At 37.3% G+C, this 16,479-nt stretch carries 16 protein-coding genes and 1 riboswitch; of the genes, 10 read left to right on the top strand and 6 right to left on the bottom strand.

Annotation, left to right across the window (positions count from 1 at the left end):
* Positions 1–14: 14 nt before the first annotated feature.
* Entirely contained in the window at positions 15–1,802 is a 1,788-nt protein-coding gene (ade, locus tag KHA93_RS15265; protein WP_233711176.1) for an adenine deaminase, read from the bottom strand.
* A 92-nt stretch (positions 1,803–1,894) separates the two neighbouring features.
* On the bottom strand, positions 1,895–3,196 hold the full coding sequence (locus KHA93_RS15270; RefSeq protein ID WP_213111523.1) for an NCS2 family permease: 1,302 nt from the start codon (positions 3,194–3,196) through the stop codon (positions 1,895–1,897).
* 290 nt (positions 3,197–3,486) lie between these two features.
* Positions 3,487–3,588: riboswitch (purine riboswitch) on the bottom strand.
* Between the two features lie 441 nt (positions 3,589–4,029).
* Between KHA93_RS15270 and KHA93_RS15275 the strand changes: the two genes are divergently transcribed.
* The 3 genes from KHA93_RS15275 to KHA93_RS15285 all read left to right on the top strand — a co-directional run bounded on the left by KHA93_RS15275 (position 4,030) and on the right by KHA93_RS15285 (position 6,113).
* Positions 4,030–4,749: a YebC/PmpR family DNA-binding transcriptional regulator gene (locus tag KHA93_RS15275; protein WP_213111525.1), complete on the top strand. Its 720-nt coding sequence runs from the start codon at positions 4,030–4,032 to the stop codon at positions 4,747–4,749.
* A 113-nt stretch (positions 4,750–4,862) separates the two neighbouring features.
* Complete coding sequence (locus KHA93_RS15280; protein ID WP_213111526.1) at positions 4,863–5,177, top strand: winged helix-turn-helix transcriptional regulator; 315 nt, start codon at positions 4,863–4,865, stop codon at positions 5,175–5,177.
* 18 nt (positions 5,178–5,195) lie between these two features.
* Positions 5,196–6,113: a DsbA family protein gene (locus tag KHA93_RS15285; protein WP_233711177.1), complete on the top strand. Its 918-nt coding sequence runs from the start codon at positions 5,196–5,198 to the stop codon at positions 6,111–6,113.
* A gap of 59 nt (positions 6,114–6,172) precedes the next feature.
* On the opposite strand, the gene KHA93_RS15290 is transcribed toward KHA93_RS15285, so the two are convergent.
* Positions 6,173–7,057, bottom strand: a complete 885-nt coding sequence (locus tag KHA93_RS15290; RefSeq protein ID WP_213111527.1) for a sugar phosphate isomerase/epimerase family protein — start codon at positions 7,055–7,057, stop codon at positions 6,173–6,175.
* 116 nt (positions 7,058–7,173) lie between these two features.
* On the opposite strand from KHA93_RS15290, the gene KHA93_RS15295 reads away from it, so the two are divergent.
* Complete coding sequence (locus KHA93_RS15295; protein ID WP_213111529.1) at positions 7,174–8,040, top strand: AraC family transcriptional regulator; 867 nt, start codon at positions 7,174–7,176, stop codon at positions 8,038–8,040.
* A gap of 4 nt (positions 8,041–8,044) precedes the next feature.
* Here the strand turns inward: KHA93_RS15295 and KHA93_RS15300 are convergent, their stop codons facing one another.
* Entirely contained in the window at positions 8,045–8,659 is a 615-nt protein-coding gene (locus KHA93_RS15300; protein ID WP_213111531.1) for a class I SAM-dependent methyltransferase, read from the bottom strand.
* Between the two features lie 171 nt (positions 8,660–8,830).
* Between KHA93_RS15300 and KHA93_RS15305 the strand changes: the two genes are divergently transcribed.
* Positions 8,831–10,687: an exo-beta-N-acetylmuramidase NamZ family protein gene (locus KHA93_RS15305; RefSeq protein ID WP_213111532.1), complete on the top strand. Its 1,857-nt coding sequence runs from the start codon at positions 8,831–8,833 to the stop codon at positions 10,685–10,687.
* Here the strand turns inward: KHA93_RS15305 and KHA93_RS15310 are convergent.
* Positions 10,684–10,902, bottom strand: coding sequence for a hypothetical protein (locus KHA93_RS15310; protein ID WP_213111533.1), 219 nt, complete (start codon positions 10,900–10,902; stop codon positions 10,684–10,686). The two genes, KHA93_RS15305 and KHA93_RS15310, sit on opposite strands and share 4 nt — an antisense overlap.
* Before the next feature lie 448 nt (positions 10,903–11,350).
* Complete coding sequence (hprK, locus tag KHA93_RS15315) at positions 11,351–12,265, bottom strand: HPr(Ser) kinase/phosphatase (RefSeq protein ID WP_213112959.1); 915 nt, start codon at positions 12,263–12,265, stop codon at positions 11,351–11,353.
* A 265-nt stretch (positions 12,266–12,530) separates the two neighbouring features.
* Between hprK and KHA93_RS15320 the strand changes: the two genes are divergently transcribed.
* The 5 genes from KHA93_RS15320 to KHA93_RS15340 all read left to right on the top strand — a co-directional run bounded on the left by KHA93_RS15320 (position 12,531) and on the right by KHA93_RS15340 (position 16,470).
* Positions 12,531–13,253 (top strand): ABC transporter ATP-binding protein, encoded by a 723-nt coding sequence (locus tag KHA93_RS15320; RefSeq protein WP_213111535.1) that lies wholly within the window; start codon positions 12,531–12,533, stop codon positions 13,251–13,253.
* Complete coding sequence (locus tag KHA93_RS15325) at positions 13,250–14,359, top strand: ABC transporter permease (RefSeq protein ID WP_213111536.1); 1,110 nt, start codon at positions 13,250–13,252, stop codon at positions 14,357–14,359. Before KHA93_RS15320 ends, KHA93_RS15325 begins: the two co-directional genes overlap by 4 nt.
* 11 nt (positions 14,360–14,370) lie before the next feature.
* Positions 14,371–15,018, top strand: a complete 648-nt coding sequence (locus KHA93_RS15330) for a TetR/AcrR family transcriptional regulator (RefSeq protein WP_213111537.1) — start codon at positions 14,371–14,373, stop codon at positions 15,016–15,018.
* Between the two features lie 300 nt (positions 15,019–15,318).
* Positions 15,319–15,888 (top strand): 3D domain-containing protein, encoded by a 570-nt coding sequence (locus tag KHA93_RS15335; RefSeq protein WP_213111538.1) that lies wholly within the window; start codon positions 15,319–15,321, stop codon positions 15,886–15,888.
* Positions 15,889–16,017: 129 nt separating this feature from the next.
* Positions 16,018–16,470, top strand: a complete 453-nt coding sequence (locus KHA93_RS15340) for a GNAT family N-acetyltransferase (RefSeq protein ID WP_432806319.1) — start codon at positions 16,018–16,020, stop codon at positions 16,468–16,470.
* Positions 16,471–16,479 lie beyond the last annotated feature (9 nt).

Genomic DNA, 16,479 nt, shown 5'->3' on the forward strand with positions numbered 1-16,479 from the left:
GATTTTATTTCTATCTATTTAATTTCCGTTTCAATTAATTTAAATTCCGTAACATCGACAATTCCACGATTTGATATACGAATTTCCGGTATAACTGGTAAGGCAATGAGTGAAAATGTCATAAATGGTGCGTGGATTGGACAACCAATTTCCTTCCATGCTTGTTCGAGTTGTTGAACTTCTTTTACAACAGTTTCAAGCGGTTGATCAGACATGAGTCCGGCAATACGCATGCTTACTTTCGCAAGGACCTTTTGATTTTCTACTACGATCATGCCACCACCCATTTTAGCAAGTTCGTTTGCAGCAAATGCCATATCCTCAGGGTTTGTTCCCATCACGAGTAGATTATGACTATCATGGGCTACTGTGGAAGCAACTGCTCCTTTTTTCAACTGGAAGCCATGCGCAAATCCAAGAGAAATCTGTCCTGTTGCATGATGACGTTCAATACAAGCAAGCTGCAAAATATCTTTTTCTACATCTGGTTGGATTACACCATCAACCACTTGTAAGCTTGATGTCATTTTTTCCGTACGAGCACTGTTTTCAATAATTTTAATCACATTTACATCTGTTGTTTCTTCAGCGTTACTTTTTAACAAAAAGTCTTTTGGAGTCAGTTCTGATTTCAAATTGATTGAATTTCTTACATGGTCAGGATAAGTAAACGTAGGGAATTGTTTTACAAGATTTCCATTATCAAAAACAACTTCCCCATCCGTAATTACTATAACTGGCTCGACTTTATGAAGATCTTCAATGATCAAAATATCTGCATACTTTCCAGGTGCTATAGCTCCTAGATCTTGGTCTAATTTAAAATATCGTGCAACATTGATCGTCGCCATTTGAATCGCCGTTACAGGGTCAACCCCTTCTTCAATGGCCCGACGAACAACATGGTTTAAATGTCCTTGCTCAATAAGTGTTTGCGGGTAAACATCGTCTGTCACTAAGCTGATATTATCAGTGTTTACTTTATCTTCTGTTACGACTTTGATTACTTCTTTTACATCATGCCAGGCGGAACCTTCACGAATCATCAGATGCATACCCAATCTGACCTTCTCAAGCCCTTGTTCCCTCGTAACTGTCTCATGATCGGAAGTAACTCCTGCGGCAATATAAGCTTGAAGCATATGTGAGTCATCTGCAGGAAAATGCCCTGTTACCGTTTTATTCGCTTTGATCGTTTCTTCAATTTCTCCAATCATAAGAGGATCTCCGAAAACAACTCCTGGGAAGTTCATGACTTCTCCAAGCCCAGCTACATTTTCCCACTGTAAGCCAGCTTTAATATCTTCAACACCCAATGATGCCCCCGCATCTTCGAAATCTGTTGTAGCTGGAACACATGATGGAAATGTTGTGAACACTTTTAGCGGAAGCTGCTGCCCTTCCTCATGCATTAAACGAACACCTTCAACACCGAAAACATTGGCAATTTCATGTGGATCCATAAAAATACCCGTTGTCCCTTTTGGTAATGCCGCTTTCGCAAACTCGGTCACAGAAAGCATCGTACTTTCAACGTGCATATGACCATCCAATAAGCCCGGAGTGATATATTTATGATTAACGTCAATTACTTTCGTTTGTTTACCAATTGTATGATCGGCATTCCCAATATAGGCAATTCTCCCTTGAGAGACCGCGACATCCATGTTTTCAAGTAATTCACCAGAGAATACATTCACTAACGTACCATTTTTTATTACTAAATCAGCCTTTTCTATTCCTCTCGCAACCTTGGAAAGTTGCTGACTAACTTCATATAGTTTTTTTCTATTGCTTTGCATAGATGTCACTCTCCCATTGAAATTAGAAAATAGGGAATGCCCATATATTATGTGCATTCCCATTCTTTGGGTTCCCAAAAAACTTTATATTATTATACAGCCCAACCTAGATATGCAATAAACACTAAGAATAAAACATACATAATTGGATGAACTTCTTTGTATTTTCCTCTGAATACCATTGTTAATGGATAAAGGATAAATCCTAGAGCAATACCCGTTGAAATGCTATAAGTTAAAGGCATAGTTACGACAGTCAAGAAAGCTGGAATCGCAAATTCAAATTCATTCCATTTGATTTCAGCCAATGCCGATGACATCAAAATTCCAACCACAATTAAAGCAGGAGCCGTAACTTGCGGTGTAACAACACTTAATAATGGTGAAAAGAACAATGCTAAGATGAATAATCCTGCAGTGACGATAGATGTAAAGCCTGTACGTCCACCTGCCGCAACCCCAGAAGTTGATTCTACATAAGAAGTAGTTGTAGAAGTTCCTAAAATAGCTCCAATCATCGTTGCGATAGAGTCAGCAGACAAAGCACGTCCGATTCTAGGTAGTTTTCCATCGACTAATAATCCTGCTTGACGAGTAACAGCTAATAAAGTACCTGCTGTATCAAAGAAATCAACAAACAATAATGTAAAAATAACAACAAGCATATGCGGTGTAAAAATATCACCTAAATGACTGAACATAGCACCAAAAGTTGGCTCAAGACTTGGAATTGGAGCAACAACTCCAGATGGTAGATCAATAAGGCCAAAAATAATACCTGCAACGGAAGTAACGATCATTCCGTAAAAGATTGCTCCTCTAAAACGTCTAATCATGAAAAATGCAGTAACAATCAAACCAAAGATAGCTAGTAAAGTTGTTGGAGCAGTGATGTCTCCTAGAGCAACAATCGTTGTACCAGGCTGAGCTTCTTTTACAATCCCAGCATTTTGAAAACCAATAAAAGCAATAAACAAACCGATACCAGATGCAACTGCAAGCTTCAATTGTTCAGGAATTGCATTGATAATTGTTTCGCGAATTTTTGTTAATGTTAAAATGAAGAAAATAAGACCAGAAATAAATGTTCCTGCTAAAGCTGTTTGCCAAGGAATACCCATTCCTAATACAACTGTAAAAGCAAAGAAAGCATTAATTCCCATTCCTGGCGCTAAAGCAACTGGATATTTCGCCCATAAACCCATGATTAAACATGCAAGAGCAGAAGCAAGACCTGTTGCTACGAAAATAGCACCTTGATCCATACCAGTTGCACTTAAAATGGATGGATTGACGAAAAGAATGTATGCCATGGCAAGAAACGTTGTCAGACCCGCAACAGACTCTTGACGGTAGTTCGTATTCAATTCCTTAAAATTAAAATAACGATTCATGATTTTCCTCCTAAGTTCTGGATGTAAATGCGAAGAAAAGCGTAAGCGCCTTGCCCATCGACGTACAAACTTCGGGGCCATCGACAGAGATAAAGGAAACACGACGAGCCTACAAGGCGAGTCGATGTTGACTTATCGTAGGGAGATGGACAAGAAATTTGCTAGTCGATAGGCGCTGTAACCAGACACAAAAAAACCTGGGTACAATGTCTACCCAGGTTCCGATCTACGTTGACGAACGAAGAAAATGACGTTTAAAAAGAGAAAAATAATGACAAAGCCTAACATATCATTTTCATTGTTCTTCATGTAGTCCGGTATTTTACGGTTACCTGGTAGAGACACTTGAGCCATATTCTCAAGCATATACATTGAATGAACTTTTTTAATTGTTTTCTATATTTCTATTAATAGCATAAAAGTCCTAGATTGGTCAATAGAAAAGACGAATATTTTTAATTGGAAAATAAATAATGTTCGTGAATCCCGCAAGTTTCCTATATAATATTCAGCGAAATATGTCGATTACATAAAATGTAAGTTACTTTCCTTAGTATAAGATTAGCAGAAATTAGAGTCTGTAGGCAATAATAAATAATTATAATTAGATTAACCTAAAGTTCAATTACCGTTTCGAGTACCCTACTACTTTTTTACATGTTTCAGTAACTATATTAGTAGTTATCTAAATGGATTTCCTTTTTTCCGCATCATTTTTTCCTCACAATTCATGTGATATAATAGTCTAGAAATGATGCAATGTGTATAACATGCATCACATTGTACTTATTCAAAATGTTGTATACATTTTATGTTGAAAGTGAGTGTTCATAATGGGTCGTAAATGGAACAATATTAAAGAAAAGAAAGCGTCAAAGGATGCAAATACGAGTCGTATTTATGCAAAGTTTGGGCGTGAAATATATGTAGCTGCAAAGCAAGGTGAACCCGATCCGGAATCGAATCAGGCGTTGAAAGTCGTCCTTGAACGAGCAAAAACGTATAATGTTCCGAGAGCGATTATTGACCGAGCGATTGAAAAAGCAAAAGGTGGCTCAGAGGAAAATTATGATGAGCTTCGCTATGAAGGGTTCGGACCAAATGGATCTATGGTGATCGTAGACGCTCTGACAAACAATGTAAACCGCACAGCTTCTGAAGTTCGTGCTGCTTTTGGTAAAAACGGAGGCAATATGGGTGTCAGTGGATCTGTTGCTTACATGTTTGATGCCACAGCGGTCATTGGGATTGAAGGAAAAACAGCCGATGAAGTGCTCGAGCTATTGATGGAAGCTGATATTGATGTAAGAGATATTTCCGAAGAAGATGAAACGGTGATCGTGTACGCTGAACCTGATCAATTCCATGCTGTGCAAGAAGCTTTAAAAGCAGCAGGTATCACAGAATTTGCAGTAGCAGAACTGACAATGCTTGCTCAAAACCATATAACACTACCAGAAGACACACAAGCGCAATTTGAAAAAATGATCGATGCCTTGGAAAACTTAGAAGATGTGAGTCAAGTGTATCATAATGTGGATTTTCCTGAATAATACATTGCAGCAGTCCTATCGTATAGGACTGTTTTTTTATATATTAATGATATATATTTTATACTTGATATATTTTTTATATCGAGGTAAGATGATTTCAAGAGGTGATGATCGTGGATATCTGTCCATACTTAGAATTCTCATTTCAGATTTTAGGGAAAAAGTGGAACGGTTTGATTGTACATTATCTTTCTCTTTGTCCGGGTGGGGCAGCGCGTTTTTCAGAATTAAAGAAGGATCTTCCAGATATAACACCTAGGGCACTATCGTCTAGGTTATCCGAGCTAGTCGAATACGGATTGATAGAAAAAAAGGTAAGCGGTGGATCCCCAGTAATGATTTCATATGAATTAACTGAAAAAGGTTTCGCCTTGACAAAGGCACTTGAACCCGTTCAAAAATGGGCTCAGACTTATAAAACACTATAAAGAAATGAGGTAATCATCTTGAAGAACAATATGATCTGTGATTTAGAAACAGGGATTTGCGGAGAAGTTGGAGAAGACAACGACATGGTAATGATTGATTTGAACAAACCTCAAAAAACAATCGATCTCTATTATGTTACTGACCCAATTTGTTCCCATTGTTGGGCACTTGAACCAGTTTTGCGACGATTTGAAGAACAGTATGGTCATTACATCAAATTTCATACTGTAATGGGAGGACTATTGGAAAGCTGGAATGGGTTTGCTGATAAAGCTAATGGAATCAATAACCCTGCAGATGTTGCAGAGCATTGGAGAGAAGTTGGAGAACATTCCCGGATGCCAATTGATGGATCTCTTTGGCTGGACAATCCAATTCAATCATCCTACCCACCTTCAAGGGTATTCAAGGTTATTCAGCAACGTGATGAGAAGTTAGCACAAGAGTTTTTACGAAGAGCAAGAGAAGCTGTTTTTGTATTTAATCAAAATATTGGCGATGACGAAGTATTAATCGATATTGTCAATCAACTTGGTCTTGATGGCTCGTCTATCGTAAAGGAAGCTGCAAGTTCCATCGGGAAACAATTATTGGACCAAGACTTTGCACTTGCCAGATCACTTGGAGTTCGTGGATTTCCTACGATTATCATGGCAAATGATGAAAATAAAGGAGTTAAAATTGTTGGAGCAAGACCGCTAGATTACTATTTAAAAGGCCTGCAGCAAACAATATCAGCTGAAGAGATTAAACCTAATCCCCTTCCTTCGTTATCTGACTTACTAGAAAAAGAAGCACTTCTATTTTCTAAGGAGATCGAAGTAATGTATGATTTGTCACAAGATGAAGTGAACTCTTTCATTCAAAAAGAGCTTTCAACTACTCAATATCAGCTCAAAGAAGCGCTTGGCGAGTATTATATAGAGAAAAATTAATGGAACAAAAAAGGAGACGGTGTTCATCACATCACTTACGTCTCCTTTTGCATTTTGGCTTATTTCGGGTTTGGGATAAAATTCCCACCACGACATTGTTTTAAATAATTTAATGCATGTACTTGTCCAGTCATTTCGAGTTCATCTTTATATACAGGGTCATGCCAGCCTTCAATCTCGATAGAACCCGTGTAGTTATTTTGTCTTAAAATCGTGATGATATCAGCCCAATTTGTATCTCCAAATCCAGGTGTCCGATGCCAAACATATTCGTGTGGGCCATGTACTCCATGTTCTTTTACAACATCCCAAGCGATGGTTGCATCCTTGCCATGGACGTTAAATACTTTAGGCGCCCATTTCCGAAGCTGTGGAATTGGATCAATTAGGCTAACCATTTGATGACAAGGTTCCCATTGTAGTCCAATATTATCGGAAGGCACTGCGTTAAACATCATTTCCCAAGCTGTTGGGTTATGGGCAATATTCCAGTCACCGCGTGACCAAGTCCCTCCCATATCACAATTTTCAAATGCAATTTTCACACCGCGGTCTTCGGCTCTTTTGCCTAATTCTCCGAAAACTTCTGTATACTTCCCAATTGATTCATCAATTGGACGATCCACTATTCTTCCAGTAAATCCACATACAATTTCAGCACCGAATAAATGCGCATTATCAATTAAACGTTCCCAGCTTGCCAATGTATCTGCATTATCTCCATGGCCAGTTAATGGATTCCCAAAAACACCTACTGTTGAAATGACAAAATCATGTTTATCCATTAACTCTCTTATTTTTTTGGCATTTTCTACGAAATCAAAATTCCCTGTCGTTTGCCAAAATGTTAGCCCAAATGATTCAAATCCATGTTGTACTATTTGTGGAATGACGTCCACAGCTGTATCTCCATTAACTAATGTTCCGATTCTGATTTGCTTCATCACAATAGCCTCCTATTTTTACATCCTACATTTATTGTATTATACTTTTCTAGTAGTCTACTATATCGTTTATTGCGGTATTTTTGTCTTATCTTGCGATTAAGAGGGTGTTTACGATGCGTGATGAATTATGGGAAAATACTAACCTGATTGACGACTCATTCCCGATTAATATTTTTCATACGGATACATTGGAATCAGAAACACTACATCTCCATTGGCATGAGCATTATGAAGTTATTTTATTAAGGAAAGGTGAAACTGTATTTTATATAAATGGAAACCGCCTCTCTGCCACTGCGGGAGATATACTGTTCGTAAATAGTGGTGAGCTCCATTCCGCCTTATCTGAATATCCTAACCGCGTACAATATGATGCGATTGTTTTTCATTCATCTATACTTGGCAATGAATTGGATGGATTGCGATCCGAAGATGTAGTTTCTTCCTATTTAACGAGAAAGGCTAAAGTGGCTAATATAATACATCAAAGTCACCCACAATATCGCATCATGAAAGAAGCCATTGAATCGCTTCTTGAAGAATTTACAAACCAACATACTGGATATCAGCTTGCGGTAAGAGCATATTGCCAATTAATCTTCACATGGCTGCACCGCTGGTTTGTCTGCAAGCATAGTGATGAACTACAACTTGATGCATTAAAGAAAAAAGCGGAGCGGTTTAAATCTCTTCTCCTCTTTATAGAGTACAATTATTCCAATAAAATAACCGTTGAAAAAGCAGCATCTATCGTGAACCTTAGTCCATATCACTTCTGCAAAGTATTTAAAGAATTGACTGGATCAACTTTCATTCAGTTTATTAATCTTCACCGTATTTATGAGGCCGATAAGTTGTTGGCAAATTCGATATTAACCATTTCGGAGATTGCGGAGCGTGTAGGATTTAACAATATCTATCGTTTTTCGAAAGTATATAAAACTATAAAGGGTTACCCACCATCGAAACAAAGAAAATAATACTTTAATAATACTTTTTTCCTGGTCGAGCCCAAATGACATACACCATATTTAAATAGTAATTTTCCATTTGTTCTACAGATAGTCCAGCATCCCTAGTCATTGCCATTATATTTCTTGTATGATGGCATCCAATAGTTCGGTATAAAAGAGGATTAAGTATTTTTTGTAGGAAAGCTACGAATCGATTGTTGCTAATGCCGTGCTCCAGAAGCAAAATCTTTCCTCCCGGCTTGCACCATTGTTGGATATTTTTCATCATGGACAATGGATTCTCATAGCTACAAAAAGATAGAGTTGAAACAATTGTATCGAAGGAATGCTGTTCAAAGCTTATCTCTTCTATATCTGAACAAATGAACTTTGCGTCTACATTATTATTTCGCGCTGTAATCTTTGCCTTTTCAAGCATAGCATTACTGAAATCAATCGCTGTCACTTTGACGCCAGATTGATAGTATGGAAAATTAGCACCTGCTCCAACCGCTAGCTCTAGCACCTCTCCCTCTGCCTTACTAATGAGGCTTTTTCTCATACTTTGTTGTTTTAGTGTCTCTTTGCTTTTATCATATCTCGATGCCTGTCTATCAAATATTCTAATGAGTTTCTTCTTTTCCACCTTGCCCTCTCCCCTTTTTTAGCTCTTTTTTATTTCAACAAAACATAATCGAACTCCTTTTTCCTTTTGCAGGTCCCAATATTCAAATTATTAAGAACAGTTAATTAGTCTCATTTGTTTCTACTATCTATCCTTTATAATAATAGTAATTTCAAGGAGGTGTGTGATAGAGTGAAAAAATTTAGACGAGGTTTTTATACTATTTTTGTCATTTTACTAGTAATAGCATGTTCACTTCCAGGAAATACACATCTAACAAAAGCAAAAGAGAACGATATTTCTACTAAGGTTCAACCAGGAATTGAAGTATTATTGGAAAGCCACCTTGATTGGATTAAAGGAAAGCGAGTTGGACTCGTTACTAATCCAACGGGGGTTGATAGCAACCTTGTGAGCACAGTCGATTTATTATATGAACATCCTGATGTAAATTTAACAGCATTGTTTGGGCCCGAACACGGGATTCGTGGAGATCAGCCAGCGGGCGCCTATGTAGAGTCCTATATTGATGAACGGACAGGACTTCCGGTATACAGCTTGTACGGTTCTACTTGGAAACCATCGAAAAATATGTTGGATAACGTGGATGTCCTATTGTTTGATATTCAAGACGTTGGCTCCAATGTGTATACATATATTTATACACTTGGATTTGTTATGGAAGCAGCTGCTGAATTTGATAAAGAAGTGATTGTACTTGATCGGCCAAATCCAACTGGCGGTGTTCGTGTAGAAGGACCTGTTCGTGATGCCGATACGGTAAGCTTTATGGGAAGATTCCTTCTTCCGGTTCGACATGGCATGACGGTAGGGGAATTGGCAACGATGTGGAATCATGAATATAACCTCGGTGTTAATTTGAAGGTAGCGAAAATGAAAGGTTGGAAAAGGACGATGCACTTCGAGGACACTGGTCTTCCTTTCGTTTTGACATCACCTAATATTCCAACAAATGATACGGCATTTTTATATACTGGAACGGAATTACTAGATGATACTTCCCTTTCCACAGGACTGGGGACAACGAAACCATTTGAAATGCTAGGAGCCCCGTGGATCAATGGCGAAGATTTAGCAGACGAACTGAATGGGCGAAAAATAAAGGGTGTCACATTCCGGGCGACTTATTTTACTCCGATGTTCGGTAAATACCAAGGCCAACGTGTGGGTGGAGTGCAAGTGCACATCGACAACAAAAGTAGTATTAATTTAGTCGAACTTGGCCTTCATTTAGTCGATGCAATGAAAGATCAAAATCCCGAAAAATTTCAAATGACTTCATCTTATGATTCTTTAATTGGGGACAAGCGAGTTCGTCCAATGATAGTAGAGGATCGATCTGTTGAGGAGATTACAAATCTATGGAAAGATGAACTAGAAGACTGGGTTCATAACATCAGAAATCAACATTTGCTATATGGCCCTTATCCTGCAAAAGCTCAGCCATATAAAATTGAAGGTGTTTTAGGAATCTTACCGTATGATTTGGAATTAGCACCTGGGCAGTCCAAAGAGTTGACGTTGTTGGGCTTTGATAAAAATGGGAAAAAACTTGATATTAATCCTTCTCAATTATCTTGGAAGGTAGAGGGAAATATTGGTTCAATTAATGGAAATACATTTACCGCAGAGAAACCAGGGACAGGCATGGTAACCGTCAATTATAAAGACTTCCAAGCTAAACGATCTGTTATCGTAGCTCAAAACATAATCAACAATATTAGACATAGTGTCAATCCAGGCTATGCGAGAGTTGTTTTCGATTTAAATAAAAACACAGATTACGAAATTTCCGAAGAAAAAGGACTACTCATATTAACCGTTCCTTACGCAGAAATAGGCTCCCCTCTTTTATCTAATGAAAGCAAAACAGTCACGATTGCAAACAGCCCTACCCTTTCAAAAGTGACATTTGATATTATCAATGGGCATACATTTGAAGCACGTTTCCATTTAAAAGTAGACAAAGTAAAGTATGAAGATCCGTATTTCTCAAATCGAATAGTGATTGATTTAATGAATAATTAAGCTTTTAAATGTGCAGGTGTGATGAAAGCGGGTGGCGTTTCTCCACCTGCTTTTTTTGTTCTTCCAAAGTAAAAAGGAACGCAAGAAGGTGCACGCGTTCCTTTTTTCATTTTATATTCTGATTGTATGAATGATTTATTGCGTGGCTTTTCCTGCTTTTTTTCGGGTTTGCGGGTCGAGAGGTCAAAAATCCTATGCTCCTCATCTGTTTTCAATCTAATCAAACGTTTGATTAACAATTTGTTCTCTGGGTTTCAAACTAATCAATCGTTTGATTAACACTTTATTCTCCTGGTTTTCGAACTAATCAATCGTTTGATTAGCACTTTATTCTCTGGATTTCGAACTAATCAATCGTTTGATTAACAATTTATTCTCTGGATTTCGAATTAATCAATCGTTTGATTAACACCTATTACCTTCATTGCTTTTTTTCGCACCTAAAGGCACGCAGGGGCTCCTTGCATACCCTTCTCGCTATTTTTTTCACATCTAAAGGCACGCGAGATACCCTTGCGTGCCCTTCTCCCTGCTTTTTTCATACCTAAGTCACGCAAGATCACCTTGCGTTACCTTTCCCCTTCTTTTTCCATGTCTACCGGCACGCGAGATAAATCGTTTTTAAGTTTCATAAAAAACAAGGAAAGAATTCTATCAAAACATTTAATTATTATCCAATTCCAATCGACTCATAAACTCTTCCATCGGACTGTATCCTTGTTGCCTTAAGTACCAGTTATTTGCAGCTGCTTCTATTAATCCAGCAACATCACGACCTGGTTGAAGCTGAATTTCAATATGGGGAATGCGGACTCCCATATATTCAGTAAATTTCTGCTCGACTTCTAATTCGTTATATAAGGAATTCTCTCGCCATTTTGTTAGTTCAATATCCAATGCAATCCTTGTTTCTTCCTGGAATGCTCTTCTTCCATATAAACGAACGACATTTAATAGACCGATGCTACGAAGGGCGAGGAATTCTTTATTGCTCTCATTATGAGTTCCAAGCAACGTTTGGGGGCTAAGTTTTTTAAGCATAACAATATCATCAGCTATAAGTCTATGCCCGCGGCGGATCAATGTATGGGCCGTTTCACTTTTTCCTACACCTGAATTCCCACGTAATAAAATCCCCATTCCCGATACATTTACACAAACACCATGGATGCACATTTCTTGCGCTAATTCTTTTATCATAAAAGCATCAAGCTTTGCTATAAATACAGATGTTCGTTCTTGGGTATGTAATAACGGAATCCCTTCTTCATCGCAATATCGCGTTAAATACTCCAACCCTTCTTGACCAGCAGTCACGATAAAGCAAGGTGGATGGTATTTTACAATATTCCCAATCCGATATTTCCTTTCACTTTTGCTAAGAGTATGCAAGTAAGTGATTTCAGTCCTACCTAGAATTTGCACGCGCTCCATTGGAAAAAAATCAAAATAACCGACAAATTCCAAGCCTGGGCGATGTGCTTTCGGTTTCGTTACAGTTCGCTGAAGCTCGTTCTCCCCTGCTAAAACTTTCAGTTTAAATTTTTTTACTAATCTTTCTATCGTTACAACACTCATATTTTCCACACCCATTTCATAAATCCTCAAAACACAACTTTGTTCGACATATCACAAACTAAGGTACATTTAAAAATAAAATATAGAGATACAGTCATTACCCCTTATCTTAGTGCAATATTATAACACACATTGAAGACTGATTGGAAGCATTTACAAAATCGTCAAATTTTATTTTTTATAACATATAGCTTCCGTCATTGTAATTGGTAAATTGAATATTTATAATAAAAGTGAGTAATCACTCACAAAAGGAGGCTGGAAAATGACATCGACGATTGTTGTTAATACCGTTAGCAAAAGCTTTGGAAAAAAAGTAGTCTTAAATAAGGTAGATTTAAACGTGGAACCTGGTCAAATATGCGGATTAATCGGTCCTTCTGGTTCAGGAAAAACAACTTTAGTTAAAATCATCGTAGGGATGGATCTTCCTTCCAAAGGAAATGTTCACGTACTCGGTACAGCTGTTCCAAACTTACATTTATTGCAAAAAATTGGTTATATGGCCCAAGCAGATGCCTTATATAATGATTTGACTGGTGAAGAAAATCTTGCTTTCTTTGCAACACTATATAAGTTAAAAAAGGATATAAAGAAAAAACGAATTGAATATGCCGCTAATCTAGTCAATCTTACTTCTGACCTTAAAAAGAAAGTTCGCGACTATTCCGGCGGTATGAAACGAAGATTATCTCTCGCCATTGCCCTCATCCAAGATCCACAAGTTCTTATCTTGGATGAACCAACTGTTGGGATTGACCCGGAATTGAGACAATCGATTTGGGCCGAGCTCCGCTTTTTAAAAGATAAAGGCAAAACGATATTAATCACAACCCATGTTATGGACGAGGCTGAAAAATGTGATCGACTAGCTATGGTTAGGGATGGAGAAATCATCACGAGCGGTTCGCCGTCGGAATTAAGAACGAAATATGGAATTACAAGTTTAGAAGAGATATTTTTAAAGGCTGGAGGGGAAAAAGAATGAGAATATTTGCTTTAGTTAAGCGTATTATCCTGCAGATGTTGCGAGATAAACGGGCTCTTGCGTTAATGATGGTTGCCCCACTACTTATTCTAACCCTTCTTCATTATTTGCTTTCCGGGGAATCAAACACACCTCGACTTGGCGTAAATATTTCAAAGGGCGACGCACTATTTGATCTATTAAAAGATAAAGATCTTGAAGTGATCCACTATGACAAGCTTAGAAATACTAAGACTTTCATCGAAGAACATGATTTAGATGGGGTTTTAGACATTAAGGAAGATAATATTACTTTAACACTTGTAAATGACGAAACGTCCAAAGCGAAAGCGTTGCAAATGAATGTTCAACAAACTATTGCAGCCATTAATGCAAAAAAACAGGCTGAAAATATGGAGAAGTTTGTTCATGACATACAGACCAAGCTACAAGTAAAACCTCCACAGATGGAACAAGTGTCAGCACCAAATCTCCATACTACATTTATTTACGGGGATAAAGATACAACCTTTTTCGATTTATTAAGCCCAATTTTGGTTGGATTTTTTGTCTTCTTCTTCGTTTTCCTCATTTCAGGAATTGCCTTATTAAGGGAACGGACGACGGGGACATTGGATCGATTAATGGCAACACCTATTCGACGATGGAATATCGTTTTTGGATATGTATTCGGATACGGCTTATTTGCCATCATCCAAACGTTAATTGTTGTCTTTTATGCAGTAAAAGTATTGGATATGACGCTAGTTGGCTCTTTATGGAATGTCATTCTCATTAATTTAACGTTAGCTTTAGTAGCTCTGTCACTTGGAATTCTTTTATCAGCCTTCGCCAATTCAGAATTCCAAATGATGCAATTTATCCCGGTCGCCATTGTACCCCAAATATTTTTCGCTGGTATCCTTCCTGTCGAAGGCATGGCAAACTGGCTGCAAGTCATTGCTAAATTTGTACCCATGTACTATGGTGGCAATGCTTTAGTAGATGTCATGTATAAAGGATTAGGTTTAAACGATATTAAAAATGATCTTTTTATTCTATTGGGCTTTGCTTGTATTTTCATTGTGCTTAATATTATAGCTTTGAAAAAGTATCGAAAAATATAAAGGAGAAAACAATGTCTGATAATGATTTGATGATGGAACACATATTTGATAAAGAAAATTTTACTGAAAAGCAAAAAAAAATCATTGAAGCAGCTATCGATTTATTTTCCGAAAAAGGCTATGCCTCTACTTCAACTAGTGAAATTGCCAAAAAAGCGGGAGTTGCCGAAGGGACAATTTTCCGACACTATAAAACCAAAAAAGAACTTCTTATGTCCATTGTGATGCCTCTTATTACAAGGTTAGTTGGACCAATCGTCGTAAATGATTTAAACAAAGTATTTGATCGTCAATATGATCATGTTGAGGACTTTTTAACGGCTTTGATTGAAAACAGAAAAGCGATTTTAATTAAACTATTACCTATTATAAAAATTATCCTTCAAGAAATCCCTTTTCAAGCAGAACTAAAATCTCATATTATTGAACATTTTGGTGAAAAAGCATTTAATCTTTTCCTTAACAAAATTAAAATCTATCAAGAAAAGGGACAATTAATCGACATGCCACCAACTAGTTTAGCTAGGCTTATGCTTACTAATATGTTTGGTTACCTATTTTCCCGTTACATCCTCTTTCCTAATTATGAATGGGATGATGAACTTGAAACCGAACGTACTATTCAATCTATCATGCATGGATTAGGGAAAAAAGAGTAGGAACGCCTCCCACAGGACTTGGCGTTTTAGTCGGCGTTTCTTTTTGTCCTTTGGCTTATCATAGTAAAAGAACAATTTGTTTGCCAGTCAATAGACGCTGGAAAAACTACATTATAGAGTTAGTCTTCTATATTAAAACTCCTAGTAAGTACGACAAAAACGCACTTTCTTTAATGAGAAAGTGTGTTTTTGTCAATCCTGAAATCAAAATGTAACACAATTCCTACCTTAATGAAATATCCCTGTCATATTCGCCTGTTATACTAATGCTAGATTCAAAGGTTAGGAGAGACTATTACATTGAAAAAAATAGTTATTTCGACGATTACCGCTTGTTTTCTGTTATTTAGTTTTTCTGGTGTTTCATCTGCCGCGGCTAGTACATATAAAGTTACTAAAGGCGATAGTTTATGGAAAATTGCAACAAAACACAAAATCACTGTCAACCAACTAAAAAGTTGGAATGGACTTAAATCAGATATAATCAAGCCAAATCAAGTTTTAAAGATAACAAAACCTAACGCTGCAACAGTGAAAAAAGCAGCTACAAAAAAGTCTACTACCAGTAACAAAGTTGTTTATAAAACTATGACGGTTAAAGCAACAGCCTATACAGCAAGCTGTAAAGGCTGCAGTGGAATTACTGCCACTGGCATTAATTTAAAGAAAAACCCTAACGCTAAAGTTATTTCTGTTGATCCAAAAGTCATTCCACTAGGAACAAAAGTATGGGTGGAAGGATATGGTGAGGCTATTGCCGGCGATACTGGTGGTGCCATGAAAGGAAATAAAATTGATATTCACTTGCCTACTAAGTCAAAGGCATTGCAATGGGGAGTTCGTACTGTAAAAATAAAAATCTATAAATAAATTATTATCCCGGATGCGTAGCATTCGGGTTTTTCATTGTCTTTTCACAAAAATCAGATTTCCTTAGAATGAAATATGATATTATTGTCCTAACAAAAGTGGGAAGAATATGTTATCAGAAGGAGATTAATGTTGAAAACACTTACTTTGAAGCCAATTGATAGAACTAACTGGGAATTGGCTTGCCAATTAAACGTTAAAGAAGATCAACATTCATTCATCGCATCTAATCTCTATTCTATCGCTGAGGCACAGTTTTATCATGATCGCTATGTTAAAGGTATTTATTTAAATGATAAAATGGTAGGATTCGCGATGTACGGAATTGATGAAGATGACGGAAATTACTGGATTTATAGACTGATGATTGATCAAGCCTTCCAAAGTAAAGGGTTGGGCATACAGGCAATACAGCTTGTCATTGGTGAGATTAAACAAATCAATTCAAAAGGTATTCCCGTTATTATAATTGGTTACAACCCAGAGAACAGAGCAGCTAAAAGGGTGTACCAAAAAGCAGGCTTTATTGAAACGGAAATCGCCCAGTGGGGAGAACAATTAGCAACATATTCTTTACTATAGAAAGGAATT

Source organism: Lederbergia citrisecunda (assembly GCF_018343695.1).
GTDB lineage: Bacteria > Bacillota > Bacilli > Bacillales > Bacillaceae_C > Lederbergia > Lederbergia citrisecunda.

Bases quoted from the DNA above. Each gene is read 5' to 3' on its own strand.
- ade (WP_233711176.1), bottom strand. From the start codon at position 1,802: ATGCAAAGCAATAGAAAAAAACTATATGAAGTTAGTCAGCAACTTTCC.
- KHA93_RS15270 (WP_213111523.1), bottom strand. From the start codon at position 3,196: ATGAATCGTTATTTTAATTTTAAGGAATTGAATACGAACTACCGTCAA.
- KHA93_RS15275 (WP_213111525.1), top strand. From the start codon at position 4,030: ATGGGTCGTAAATGGAACAATATTAAAGAAAAGAAAGCGTCAAAGGAT.
- KHA93_RS15290 (WP_213111527.1), bottom strand. From the start codon at position 7,057: ATGAAGCAAATCAGAATCGGAACATTAGTTAATGGAGATACAGCTGTG.
- KHA93_RS15295 (WP_213111529.1), top strand. From the start codon at position 7,174: ATGCGTGATGAATTATGGGAAAATACTAACCTGATTGACGACTCATTC.
- hprK (WP_213112959.1), bottom strand. From the start codon at position 12,265: ATGAGTGTTGTAACGATAGAAAGATTAGTAAAAAAATTTAAACTGAAA.
- KHA93_RS15320 (WP_213111535.1), top strand. From the start codon at position 12,531: ATGACATCGACGATTGTTGTTAATACCGTTAGCAAAAGCTTTGGAAAA.
- KHA93_RS15325 (WP_213111536.1), top strand. From the start codon at position 13,250: ATGAGAATATTTGCTTTAGTTAAGCGTATTATCCTGCAGATGTTGCGA.
- KHA93_RS15330 (WP_213111537.1), top strand. From the start codon at position 14,371: ATGTCTGATAATGATTTGATGATGGAACACATATTTGATAAAGAAAAT.
- KHA93_RS15340 (WP_432806319.1), top strand. From the start codon at position 16,018: ATGTTGAAAACACTTACTTTGAAGCCAATTGATAGAACTAACTGGGAA.